Raw genomic sequence first — 13006 nt, forward strand, 5'->3', positions numbered from 1 at the left:
CCCATTCATATTTCGTCATTTGTGGTGTTATGCAGTCTAAGCGCGGCCGACTCGATCGTTATCTTTGTACCCAGTTACACACTCACCGTAAAGCGGTGCGTGAATTGTTACTCTTGGGCCGAGTTCGTGTCGATGGATTGATAGTGAAGGACATGGATAGGCAAGTGGATGAGTTTTCTCACATCCAACTCGATGGGCAAATATTACAGGCTAACACGCCGGTTTATTTGATGTTGCATAAGCCGATTGGCGTGGTGAGCGCGACTAAAGATACTCAGCATAAAACTGTGATTGATTTGCTCGATTGCGAAGCCCGTGATGAGTTACATATCGCGGGTAGACTAGATTTAAATTCTTCGGGTTTGTTATTACTGACCAATGACAGCCGCTGGTCTGATGCACTAATGTCACCGACGCATAAGGTCGATAAAGTGTATCGCGTCACCTTAGCTAATCCATTAACTGAAGAATATATCGCCGCATTTGCCGAAGGTATGTATTTCAGCTTTGAAGATATAATGACTCAGCCCGCTAAATTGGTGATCCTTGCTGATCATGTTGCTGAAGTGACTTTAAAGGAAGGTAAGTACCATCAAATTAAGCGGATGTTTGGTCGCTTTCGAAACCCAGTTGTTGGTCTACATAGATTATCAATAGGTGATATTGTGTTGGATGAAGCTCTGGCGTTGGGCGAAAGTCGTATGCTGACTGCCGCAGAAGTGGCTTGTATCCGCTGTAAACCGGTAGCTTAGAGACATAGGGCACTTCAATTTATTAGCCATTATTCTGCGGATTCTAAATATACAAATGGACTTGAGAGTCAAGTGTCCCAAGCCCGTGACATGGGATTAGAGATCGGCGTGGGGGCCGAATACTTCATAGTGCATGTTTTCAGCTGAGACACCCAGAGCGAGTAATTGTTGCTTGATGGCTGACATGAATCCAATAGGCCCGCAGAAATAGTAACGTGCATGGGGAAGCAGTTGATCTGCGACTTTGCTTAATTCCATTTGTCCTTCGAAATCATAATCTGTACCAACCACATCGGTTGAACTCGGCTTGCGATACCAAACATGGCTCTTCAGATTATGATGTTGCTGGCGCTTGGTGTGAATAGCCTGTTTGAAGCCATGTACATCACCTTGCTCACAGGCATGTAGCCAAGTAATAGCACTTGGATGTTGCAACTTGATCAATTGATTCAACATGCTTTTCATCGGTGTTTGACCCACTCCAGCTGAAATGAGCACTACGGGGATGTCCGCCCCGACTTCTAAGATAAAATCTCCCGCCGGCGGCATAACTGCAATTTTGTCACCGATATGCATGGTATCGTGTAGCAGATTAGACACTTGGCCACCTAATTCACGTTTCACACTGATGCGGTAGCTGTTGCCATTCGGTGCATCGGATAGGGAATATTGGCGGATTTCTTCATATGCTAAATTGGGATGTTTTAGTTTCAAACTTAAATACTGACCAGGAATGAAATCTTTAACTGGTTTACCATCTTCGGGCGTCAATATGAAGGAGGTAATGACTGTGGACTCAGTCTTTTTCGCGCTAATGATAAACTGACGCTCACCCAACCAACCGCCATCTTGTTCTGCATGTGCCTGATAAATTTGAGCTTCTCGTTGAATAAAGATATCTGCTAAAAATCCATAGGCCTGCGCCCAAGCTTCTAATACTTCTTCTGTTACTGCATCGCCGCCTAACTCTTTAAGGGTGGCCAATAAGTGGCTGCCGACAATCGCATATTGCTCAGGCTTGATCAGAAAGCCTGTATGTTTTTGGGCAATGCGCTCGACAGTCGAACTTAGCACCGCTAAGTTTTCAATATTTTTAGCATAAGCCGCGACGGCGTTGAACAGGGCAACAGGCTGGCCACCAGAATGCTGGTGTGCCAAGTTAAATACATCTTTTAGTTCAGGATTATGTTTGAACATACGTTCATAAAAATGGGTCGTCAGCGCAGGGCCTGCGGATTCGAGTAAGGGGATAGTGCTCTTGATAACTTGGATTGTACGGCTGTCCAACATAGAAAATCCTTAACGTGCAAATATTATGAATGTTAAATAAGTTTAAAGATCTATTTGATTTGGATCAATAGTGATGATCGCAATTCGTGCTACCGAAAAGCGTGATTAAGGTCATTTGAAGTGCTTTATCGAAGCGGGTATGAGATAGGGGGATGATAAATAAATATATTATTTCAATGTATTACAGAGGTAATGGGGGAGGTTAACTGCAACAGCAAAGCTTATTGCAGTCATAGTGTGGTTTTTTGACTTAGAGTTTAAATGCACTCACTTGATTGCGCATACTGTTGGCGAGTTTAGTTAAATTAACCACAGATTCACTTAATTCAGCCGCCGATGAGGTGGAATGTTCTGCAATATCGCTGATGGCAATAATACTGCGATTAATGCTTTCGGCAACGCTACTTTGTTCTTCGGCAGCGGTCGCAATATGAGTATTAAGTTCTGTGATGCTATCTACTGAGGAGACGATTTCTTTCAGTGCTTGGCCTGCTTGATTAGCTTTATCATTAGCATCATCTACTTGATTTATACCTATTTCCATAGCGTTAACTGCTTCTTTAACGCCTTGTTGTAGTGTGGCAATCATGGCCTCAATTTCTTGGGTAGACTTTTGGGTGCGCTGCGCAAGGGTCCGCACTTCATCCGCAACGACTGCAAAGCCGCGGCCTTGTTCCCCCGCACGGGCTGCTTCAATGGCGGCATTTAATGCCAATAGATTGGTTTGCTCAGCAATGCTTTTTATCACATCGAGTACACGGCCGATATTTTGGCTCTCATTAGACAGAAATCCAATGACTTGTGCCGTTTTTTGAATTTGATCAGATAATTGCGACATACTGCTAATCGATTGCATCACAATGTTATTGCCATTGGCTGCATAGGTGTCGGCATCTTTGGCTGAATCTGCCGCCGCAGATGCGCTTTGGGCGACTTCTGCGACCGTTGCCGTCATCTCATTCATGGCCGTTGCTGTTTGCTCCGTTTCGGCTTGCTGCTGTTGCATACGTTTATTGGTTGCCTGCGTGAAGCTACTTAACTCATTTGCTGAACTATTAACGGTATTTGCCGCTTCGGCAATCGAATGAAGAATGCCCCGCAAGTGTTCAATAACTTGGGTGAGGCTAGTGGATATTTGTCCTAGCTCATCGTGATTAAAAGTAGTGAATTTGACGGTAAGATCTGAGTCTTGATGGATTAGCTTAAGTTTACTGAGAATGTCATTAATAGGATTCATCACGCTGCGATTGACCCAGAGCCCAATCACAATACTGATAATCATGGCGGCACAGGCTAATGCTACAAAAATAGTGATTGAAGATTGGTAAATGGCATTCACACGATCTTTTTCTTCGCCTGCCACGCGAATTTGCAGTGCAATCAGTTCAGATATTTGGTTACTGATGGGGTCTATTACTTGGTAAAGCGGCAGGATATTGGCCGATAATTGGCTTGATACATCATCATTTAATCCTCTTAAGCGTGAGACCAGAGTGTCAATCTGTTGATTCGCGGGTGAGAACAGCACTTCGGCTTGTTTTACGAGTCGGGATTCTTCTGAGGTAAGTTCAGTGGCTAGGTATTTTTGCCAATGCTGGGTAATGGTAGATTTAGCACTGTCTAGTGCTTCAGCTGCTTGGGAGGCGGTGAAACCACCCGCGTTCGCCTTATTGACCGCATCGATAACATCGACCGCGTATTTATCAGCAATCACTTTTAAATCGTCTAGTGGCACAACTCTATCGCCATAGATACGTTCAACACCCGATTCAATTTTACCCATCATATTAATGGCGAGAAAGCCAATCGTCATTAGCATTACAAGGGGAACCAGAATGCCGATAAACATTTTTTGTTTTATTTGTAGACCGTTCATATGGATAGCCTCAGTGAACTAAAGAGTCCTTTAGGCAGAACTCTATCTATCCCTATGATGAGTCTGTAACAATAGGTATAGCAAATCTGAGGAAAGAGGGGAGAGTTACAGAAAATTTATTTTGCTTTAGATACAAAAAAAACTCGCTTGGCGAGGTTTAAATGTTGGTACAGATGAGAGGACTTGAACCTCCACGCCCTTGCGAGCACCAGCACCTGAAGCTGGCGTGTCTACCAATTCCACCACATCTGCATGGCTATTCGATATTTCATCGAATTGACAATCTTAACACTGCGAATCTTAACTTTTGAACTGCAATTTGGTACAGGTGAGAGGACTTGAACCTCCACGCCCTTGCGAGCACCAGCACCTGAAGCTGGCGTGTCTACCAATTCCACCACACCTGCACTGTACCTATCGCAGTTCTCTAACATAAGTCGCTATCGCAACCCATTTAAAGATGGTGCCCGAACCCGGAATCGAACCAGGGACACGAGGATTTTCAATCCTCTGCTCTACCGACTGAGCTATTCGGGCGACGGGCGCAATTTAAAGGCTTTTCGGGTTTTGAGTCAATAGATTTTTACTAAATAACGGAAAAAGTGACTCAGTTGGATAAGATTTACGCGAAAGTGTCATTTGTGTTGGTATTGAGGATATAAAAATAGCCAAACCACTATCCACATTGAGAACTTAGCGTTATCTATTTATGGCTTATCTAAGATCACCAAGCAAAAAAATGCCCCTATTAAAGGGGCATTCTCGGTTAGTTTGATAAGATTTCATTGTTTGGGAAGTTAGCTTGCATTACCATGAGCACGTTTTGCTTCAGCTTGCTCTGACCTAATTCGCCATAAGCTTCTATCATTATCTCTAATGCCCGTTCATTTGAAGGGGTGCCAGGGTATGTTTCCATTACAGATTGTGCTCGGATTGCTGCGGCGCTCCATGCATTCATCTTGAGATAATACTCGGCAACTTGAATTGAATATTTTGCTAAGCGATTCTTCAACGCTAACATGCGTTTTTGCGCATCGGCGGCATATTTGCTGTTAGGGTAGGTTTTGATAAGACGATCAAAATCTTTGAAAGCATCTTGAGCATTTTTAGGGTCACGATCGGTTCGGTCGATATTAAGCATGTCGTGGAACATGTAATTGTCGGCTTGCATGTTCACTAAACCGCGCATATAGAACACATAGTCTACATCTGGATGAGTTGGATTAAGACGGATAAATCTGTCTATGTTCGCAATACCAGAAGCGACATCGTCCATTTTATAATAAGCATATATCAGGTCTAACTGGACTTGAGTTTTGTGAGGTCCGAAGGGGAAGCGTGAGTCTAACGCTTCCAAAGAACGGACAGCTTTAGAGTAATTGCCAAGCTCCATAGAGGTTCTTGCCTGAGTATAAAGTACATCAGGTGACGTTTTGGCGGCAATATCGTTATCATCAGGGCTGCTGCTACAGGCTGATAACGCTAGTGAAAATAGGACTAAGGTAACGCCTTTGGAAAATTTATACATACTTGAATTCAATTCTTTTTAAGTTGTAGTTAAGAATTTTTCCATTTCACTATAAAATAGAAAACATCCGATTGTAACAGATAGCACACATTTTTTGACCCCTAAATGGGGATACGGTTCCTATGACACAAGAGATTAATCTAAAAAGCGAGATTTCGGCAACACAAACTGGACTGAGATTAGATCAGGCCCTAGCAGAGTTGTTCCCAGATTACTCGCGCACGCGCATCAAGGAATGGATCCTATCTGATGCAGTTTATGTTGACGGCGTTGTCGTTAATAAGCCCCGAGAGAAAGTTTATGAGCTGCAACAGATACTCATAGATGCCACTCTTGAAGAAGAAGTTCACGCAGCGGCACAGGCCATTGATCTGGATATCGTCTATGAAGATGACGACATTATTGTGATCAACAAGCAAGCGGGACTCGTGGTTCACCCTGGTGCAGGCAATGCCGATGGCACTTTGATGAATGCACTATTGCACCATTGTCCCGATATTGAGCATGTACCACGTGCTGGTATTGTGCACCGTCTGGACAAGGATACTACAGGTTTAATGGTTGTAGCCAAAACCGTTGAAGCGCAAACCCATTTAGTTGCCGCCTTGCAGGCCCGTGAAATCACTCGTGAATACGAAGCGATTGTGATGGGGACTATGACAGGTGGCGGTACTGTTGATGAGCCGATTGGTCGTCATCCAACGAAACGTACTCATATGGCGGTGCATCACTCAGGTAAACCTGCAGTGACGCATTATCGTGTGGCGGAAAAATTCCGTAATCACACTCGTCTAAGATTGCGCCTTGAATCGGGTCGTACTCACCAAATTCGTGTGCACATGGAATATATAGGCCACGTATTAGTGGGCGATCCTGTGTATGGTGGTCGTCCAAAACCGCCGAAATGGGCCAGCCCAGAGTTTTTTGATATTCTGAAAAACTTCAAGCGCCAAGCGCTGCACGCTGTGCGTCTTGAATTAGCGCACCCTGTGAGTTGTGAAATCATGAGCTGGCACGCGCCAATTCCTGAGGATATGGTGATTTTGACGAAAGCATTGCGTCAAGACACGGTCGAGCATCCGATCGAGTATTTGTAAGTGTTTAATCACGATTGGCCTGTTCCCGCTAATGTCAGCATCGCTATGACAAATCGTCATGGCGGTGTGAGCGTGCATCCTTATGACAGTCTGAATCTTGGACTGCACGTCGGTGATGCGCCAGAGTTGGTGATGGCTAATCGTGAATTACTCTGCAAACAATTAGCGTTAACCGCTGAGCCTGTCTGGCTCGAGCAAGTGCATGGTACTCATGTGCTTAATTTAGATGCGCTGAGCTTAGCTCCTGCTGTGGATACACCGATTGCCGATGCCTGTTACAGCCGAACCGCGAGCCTAGTTTGCGCTATAATGACTGCCGATTGTTTACCTGTGTTGTTGTGTAATCAAGCGGGAACCGAAGTGGCTGCAGCCCATGCCGGTTGGCGTGGTTTATGTGATGGCGTGATTGAGGCCACCGCGGCGCAGTTTAGTTCACCTATGGATGAGTTGATTGCCTACCTCGGCCCGGCTATTGGTCCACAAAAATTTGAAGTCGGTGTTGAAGTACAGCAAGCCTTTTGTACTTTACATCCGCAGTCGGCAGCGTGTTTTATTCCAAGTGGTAACAAGTATCTTGCCGATATTATTGGCTTGGCTAAATTACGCTTGAGTTTACTCGGTATAAACCATATTTATAGCGCAGATATCTGCACAGTCAGCGACACGGATTACTTCTCTTATCGTCGCGATAAGGTGACGGGACGCATGGCTTCATTGATCTGGCTTAAGTCTTAAGCTAATTCCCCTACAGTTTGTATTTATTTGCGCGTTATTCTCTTGAATTTGGCTAAATAGCCCCCATCTTTTAACTAACGAAATGTAATACCAATCCTATTTAGATCTCTTCATTAGCGGTACTGATTTTAAAGCCACTAAATTGGCAAGATGTCTTATGGATTGGCATATCTCTACTATATGAGTGTTAGGAGGCTGTATGCGACTCGATCGTATGACCAATAAATTTCAGCTTGCCATCTCTGATGCCCAGTCACTCGCACTTGGGCGTGATCATCAGTTTATTGAACCGCTGCATTTGATGATGGCATTGTTGAACCAAGATTCAGGTTCAATCCATCCCTTATTGACCCAAGCTGGCATTCGAGTGAGTGCGCTGCGATCGCTCTTGAGTCAAGAGCTGGAACGCTTACCTCAAGTTGAAGGGACTGGCGGCGATGTGCAATTATCCCAAGGTTTAATCCGTTTATTAAACCTGTGTGATAAATTGGCGCAAAAGCGTAAAGACAAATATATCTCTAGCGAATTATTTGTGTTGGCAGCGTTAGAAGGTGCCGATGCTCTTGCACAAGCGTTGAAAAAAGCCGGCGCGACCAAAGAGTTGATGGAGCAAACCATTGAACAAATGCGTGGCGGCCAAAAAGTGGATGATCCGAACGCTGAAGATCAACGCCAAGCGTTGAAGAAGTTTACTATAGATCTGACCGAGCGAGCCGAACAAGGCAAGTTAGATCCTGTGATCGGCCGTGACGATGAAATTCGCCGCACGATCCAAGTATTACAACGTCGCAGTAAAAATAACCCCGTCCTTATCGGTGAACCGGGTGTGGGTAAAACGGCGATTGTTGAAGGACTTGCCCAGCGTATAGTTAATGGTGAAGTCCCCGAGGGGATTAAAAATAAGCGTGTCTTATCCCTCGATATGGGCTCATTGATTGCGGGTGCTAAATATCGTGGTGAGTTCGAAGAGCGTTTAAAAGCGGTACTTAATGAGTTGGCGCAGGAAGAAGGTCAAGTGATCCTCTTTATCGACGAGCTGCATACTATGGTCGGCGCTGGTAAAGGTGAAGGCGCAATGGATGCGGGTAACATGCTCAAACCTGCGTTAGCGCGTGGTGACTTGCACTGTGTGGGTGCGACAACGCTCGATGAGTATCGTCAGTATATTGAAAAAGATGCGGCACTTGAACGACGTTTCCAAAAAGTGCTGGTGGATGAGCCAAGCGTTGAAGACACCATTGCTATTTTGCGTGGACTGAAAGAACGTTACGAGCTGCATCACCATGTGGAAATTACCGATCCGGCGATTGTGGCGGCGGCGACCATGTCGCACCGTTATGTGTCGGACCGTAAGTTACCCGATAAAGCGATCGATTTGATCGATGAAGCGGCATCGAGCATCCGCATGCAAATGGACTCAAAACCTGAGTCACTCGACAGGCTCGAACGTCGTGCTATCCAGCTCAAACTGGAGGAGCAAGCGTTAGCCAAAGAAAATGATGAGGCGAGTCGTCGCAGGCTTGACCATCTGCAAGAGGAATTACGTGACGTTGAAGCAAAAGCTTCAGAGTTGAACGAAATCTGGCGTACTGAAAAAGCCGCATTAGCGGGCACTCAGCACATAAAAGCCGATCTCGAACAGGCTCGAATGGACTTAGAAGTGGCGCGTCGTGCGGGTGATTTAACTCGGATGTCTGAGCTGCAATACGGTCGTATTCCTGAGCTTGAAAAACAGCTCGATTTGGCATCGCAAGCCGAAATGCAGGACATGACGTTATTGCGTAACAAGGTTACTGAGTTCGAAATCGCCGAAGTACTGTCGAAAGCGACGGGAATACCCGTATCGAAAATGCTGGAAGGCGAGCGCGAAAAATTACTGCAAATGGAAGTGGCGCTGCATGAACGAGTGATCGGCCAAAACGAAGCCGTTGATGCGGTCGCGAATGCGATTCGTCGTAGCCGCGCGGGTCTGGCGGATCCAAATCGCCCGATTGGTTCGTTCCTGTTCTTAGGCCCAACGGGTGTAGGTAAAACTGAGCTGTGTAAATCACTGGCGAGGTTCTTATTTGATACCGAATCGGCCTTAGTGCGCATTGATATGTCTGAGTTTATGGAAAAACACTCAGTATCGCGCTTAGTGGGTGCGCCTCCAGGATACGTAGGTTATGAAGAGGGCGGTTACTTAACGGAAGCCGTTCGTCGTAAACCTTATTCGGTGATATTGCTCGACGAAGTCGAGAAAGCGCATCCCGATGTGTTTAACATTTTACTGCAAGTGCTTGATGATGGACGCTTAACCGATGGTCAAGGTCGTACTGTCGATTTTAGAAATACAGTGATCATCATGACCTCGAACTTAGGCTCCGACATTATCCAAGAAGGATTTGGTCAAGTGACCTATGCAGAGATGAAAGCGGCGGTAATGAATGTGGTCACTCACAGTTTCAGACCCGAGTTTTTAAACCGTATCGATGAATCTGTGGTGTTCCATCCATTGGATGCTGCCAATATCAAGCGTATTGCTTCGATACAGATTGCTTCCTTACGCCAACGTTTGGCTGAAAAGGACTATACATTGGAGATCACCGACGACGCATTATCACTGATTGCGGAAATTGGTTTCGATCCTGTGTATGGCGCAAGACCGTTGAAACGGGCATTGCAGCAAGAAGTCGAAAACCCGCTGGCGCAGAAATTACTGCGTGGTGACTTGTTACCGGGTAAACCGATCAAGGTCAGTTGTGCGGGTGGCGAGTTAGTGTTCGAGCAATAACCTGTGACCAGTAGCTAGTAACTTAGTGTGTTGTTTGAATGCGATACGTTAATCAAATGCTTGAAGTTGGATATGTTGAAATAGGCGAACTGAAATAAGCGTTCTTGAATGAACGAGCTTGAAATAAACTATCTTGCAATAAGAGATAGCGCTTTCTTAGTCAGTATCGCTCCCGCTTCAAGCACTAAAACGAAAGGAGCCGAGTTTTTAACTCGGCTCCTTTTTTATTGCATCAGCGTTAATCGTTGTTCGTTAATGTAGTGGCATTGTGAATTTGGCTACTTCTTATCACAGAAGAGTTTGATTCTTTCCTGTTGCTGGGCAATCGAGGCTTGGCGGTCTTCCTCTGTCATAGCGACAGATTCACCCGAATCGGAAGTTTGGCGGATAAGCTTAGTGTGCGTCGTGAGAATGTCTAAATTGTGTTTAGCACTCTCACAAATGGATTGAGCCTGTTTGGCGTCTTTTTCTTTAATCAGCGCAGCTGACTTTTCTAATTCAGTGGCTTCAGAAGTTACTTCCGCTTTCTTTACTGGTGCGATAAAACCGACTTTCGTCTGCTCTAAATCCTCACTGTAGAGTTTTGATGTTTTGATGCTTTCTTGTTGTGGGGCTTGTTGGCTGTAATGAGTCACCCCATTTTCGTCGACCCAAGTATAGATAACGCCCGCAGAAACGGGGCCAATGAAAAGGCCGAGCCAAAACCATCGGAATAGCATAGTGCTGAACGTGTTCACTTTTAACATCGAAATCATCCCTAACTGGTCTCTCATCGACATGATAATAAAATATGTTATCTTGAAAGCTAACTTCTCTTCACTGAACTAGCGTAATAAGTGTATGCAAAATTCTTCAAATCAAACAGTAAAGAATAAAGGTATCTATTTATTACCGAACCTTTTTACCACAGCGGGTTTGTTTTCAGGTTTTTATGCCGTAATTGCTTCCATGAATGCTAACTTTGAAGCCGCAGCGATAGCCATTTTTATTGCCATGATTTGTGATGGGCTCGACGGCCGAGTGGCAAGGCTGACTAATACCCAAAGTGATTTTGGTGCCGAATACGACAGTATGGCGGATATGGTGTCCTTCGGAATGGCGCCAGCACTACTCGCCTACAATTGGGCATTAGCCGACTTAGGTAAAATTGGTTGGTTGGCGGCATTTATTTATTGTGCAGGTGCGGCACTCAGGCTCGCTCGATTTAATACGCAAGTTGGCGTTGCCGATAAGCGTTATTTTCAAGGTCTCGCCAGCCCGGCTGCCGCCGCTGTTATTGCTGGCAGTATTTGGCTTGGTAATCAATATAGTCTCGATGGAAGAAACATCAGTTGGATTGCGGCCCTTGTTACTGCAGCAACCGGTTTACTGATGGTCAGCAATTTCCGCTATCACTCCTTTAAAGAAATTGACTGGCGTGGCAAGGTTAACTTTATCGTGATCTTACTGGTCGTCGGTGTATTTGTGGTGGTGTCAGTTCAACCTGCATTGATCTTATGTGTCGGTTTTTACTTATATGCGATTTCAGGCCCAATCATTACTATCAGAGCGGTGAGAAAACTTAAAGTCGCTCATATTGTCGGTAATGATACGGTGACGAATGTCGAGAGCAATCACTCAACCCAAGCTGCAGCACAAACACAAAGCGCTACAAATATCGAAAAAGAGAAACAAGAAGAGCATAAATCTTAGGGCTAGTGCTTTTGAGCATTGCTTATCATTAGCTAGGTGCAAACAAGAGTAAGACATCACACTGGCATAACGCTTTTAGAGGTTTGCTGGTAGATATTACGAAAAATCGCTATCAACTTCTGTTTATGCCCATTCAATCTATTAAACCCCAGCAATAGGCGATTTTTTCTGCCAAACTTATCAACCCAAACAGCGATATTGCTCAGTATTGCAGTATATTTCTGCAGTTTGATGGTTATTTATTCGCTTGGCGGAGATTGTTAAAAAAGCCCTTGCACAAAAAGTTTCACTGCCTATAATGCGCATCCACTGACACGGCAGACGGCGTTAAGCAGCCTGATGTGACAGTTCATCAATAAGTTTACTGATTGATAAGTGTTGAGAAAGTTTGAAAATACTCCTTGACGCGAAACGGGAAATGCGTAGAATACGCAGCCCTAGCCAACTGGAAGCGTTCGGCGCTCAGTGTGGTACTCAAGTTCTCTTACGAATATTGAGTTGCTCTTTAACAAGATAAAACAAGAAATCTGTGTGGACACTCACAGGTGTTGAGTTAATCGAAACTGCTTAGCCTTCGGGTTGGCAGTCAAAAATTTAAATCAATGTAACAATGAGTGTTCATAGCAATATGTACAGTTTGTTTCTTTAGTTAGAAACAAAAAATCAGAATTCATTGAGCCGCTGAAGTCGTAAGACGGAAGCAAAAAAACTTTAATTGAAGAGTTTGATCATGGCTCAGATTGAACGCTGGCGGCAGGCCTAACACATGCAAGTCGAGCGGCAGCACAAGGGAGTTTACTCCTGAGGTGGCGAGCGGCGGACGGGTGAGTAATGCCTAGGGATCTGCCCAGTCGAGGGGGATAACAGTTGGAAACGACTGCTAATACCGCATACGCCCTACGGGGGAAAGGAGGGGACCTTCGGGCCTTCCGCGATTGGATGAACCTAGGTGGGATTAGCTAGTTGGTGAGGTAATGGCTCACCAAGGCGACGATCCCTAGCTGTTCTGAGAGGATGATCAGCCACACTGGGACTGAGACACGGCCCAGACTCCTACGGGAGGCAGCAGTGGGGAATATTGCACAATGGGGGAAACCCTGATGCAGCCATGCCGCGTGTGTGAAGAAGGCCTTCGGGTTGTAAAGCACTTTCAGTAGGGAGGAAAGGGTGTAGTTTAATACGCTATATCTGTGACGTTACCTACAGAAGAAGGACCGGCTAACTCCGTGCCAGCAGCCGCGGTAATACGGAGGGTCCGAGCGT

Annotated in this window: 9 protein-coding genes, 3 tRNA genes and 1 rRNA gene; 6 read left to right on the forward strand and 7 right to left on the reverse strand. The window is 45.3% G+C overall.

The window, feature by feature from the left end:
* Positions 1-29 precede the first annotated feature (29 nt).
* Positions 30-752 carry a 16S rRNA pseudouridine(516) synthase gene (locus GWI56_RS12025; RefSeq protein WP_198573007.1) on the forward strand — a complete coding sequence of 241 codons (723 nt, stop codon included), beginning with the start codon at positions 30-32 and terminating at the stop codon, positions 750-752.
* 96 nt (positions 753-848) lie between these two features.
* Here GWI56_RS12025 and hmpA read toward each other — a convergent pair whose 3' ends face one another.
* The 6 genes from hmpA to GWI56_RS12055 all read right to left on the reverse strand — a co-directional run bounded on the left by hmpA (position 849) and on the right by GWI56_RS12055 (position 5446).
* Positions 849-2042, reverse strand: coding sequence for an NO-inducible flavohemoprotein (gene hmpA / locus GWI56_RS12030; protein ID WP_173246336.1), 1194 nt, complete (start codon positions 2040-2042; stop codon positions 849-851).
* Between the two features lie 250 nt (positions 2043-2292).
* The gene (locus GWI56_RS12035) at positions 2293-3918 is read right to left on the reverse strand and encodes a methyl-accepting chemotaxis protein (protein WP_198573008.1); all 1626 of its coding nucleotides are present in this window, start codon (positions 3916-3918) and stop codon (positions 2293-2295) included.
* A 165-nt stretch (positions 3919-4083) separates the two neighbouring features.
* Positions 4084-4170, reverse strand: a tRNA-Leu gene (locus tag GWI56_RS12040).
* A gap of 68 nt (positions 4171-4238) precedes the next feature.
* Positions 4239-4325: transfer RNA gene (locus tag GWI56_RS12045), tRNA-Leu, on the reverse strand.
* A gap of 54 nt (positions 4326-4379) precedes the next feature.
* A tRNA-Phe gene (locus GWI56_RS12050) sits at positions 4380-4455 on the reverse strand.
* 229 nt (positions 4456-4684) lie between these two features.
* Positions 4685-5446 (reverse strand): outer membrane protein assembly factor BamD, encoded by a 762-nt coding sequence (locus GWI56_RS12055; RefSeq protein WP_105249967.1) that lies wholly within the window; start codon positions 5444-5446, stop codon positions 4685-4687.
* Positions 5447-5568: 122 nt separating this feature from the next.
* Here GWI56_RS12055 and rluD point away from each other — a divergent pair, with 122 nt between their 5' ends.
* From rluD to clpB, 3 genes are all read left to right on the forward strand, one after another.
* The gene (rluD, locus tag GWI56_RS12060) at positions 5569-6543 is read left to right on the forward strand and encodes a 23S rRNA pseudouridine(1911/1915/1917) synthase RluD (RefSeq protein ID WP_105249966.1); all 975 of its coding nucleotides are present in this window, start codon (positions 5569-5571) and stop codon (positions 6541-6543) included.
* On the forward strand, positions 6544-7278 hold the full coding sequence (gene pgeF, locus GWI56_RS12065; protein WP_198573009.1) for a peptidoglycan editing factor PgeF: 735 nt from the start codon (positions 6544-6546) through the stop codon (positions 7276-7278).
* A gap of 199 nt (positions 7279-7477) precedes the next feature.
* Complete coding sequence (clpB, locus tag GWI56_RS12070; RefSeq protein ID WP_198573010.1) at positions 7478-10051, forward strand: ATP-dependent chaperone ClpB; 2574 nt, start codon at positions 7478-7480, stop codon at positions 10049-10051.
* Positions 10052-10329: 278 nt separating this feature from the next.
* Here the strand turns inward: clpB and GWI56_RS12075 are convergent, their stop codons facing one another.
* Positions 10330-10797 carry a DUF4124 domain-containing protein gene (locus GWI56_RS12075; protein WP_198573011.1) on the reverse strand — a complete coding sequence of 156 codons (468 nt, stop codon included), beginning with the start codon at positions 10795-10797 and terminating at the stop codon, positions 10330-10332.
* 94 nt (positions 10798-10891) lie between these two features.
* Between GWI56_RS12075 and pssA the strand changes: the two genes are divergently transcribed.
* Together pssA and GWI56_RS12085 are read left to right on the forward strand one after the other, a co-directional pair.
* A complete protein-coding gene (pssA, locus tag GWI56_RS12080) occupies positions 10892-11743 on the forward strand; it encodes a CDP-diacylglycerol--serine O-phosphatidyltransferase (RefSeq protein ID WP_198573012.1) in 852 nt (283 codons plus the stop codon).
* Between the two features lie 712 nt (positions 11744-12455).
* Positions 12456-13006 (forward strand): 16S ribosomal RNA (locus GWI56_RS12085); the annotation flags it as partial.

This window comes from Shewanella sp. DW31, from assembly GCF_015767295.1.
GTDB lineage: Bacteria > Pseudomonadota > Gammaproteobacteria > Enterobacterales > Shewanellaceae > Shewanella > Shewanella oncorhynchi.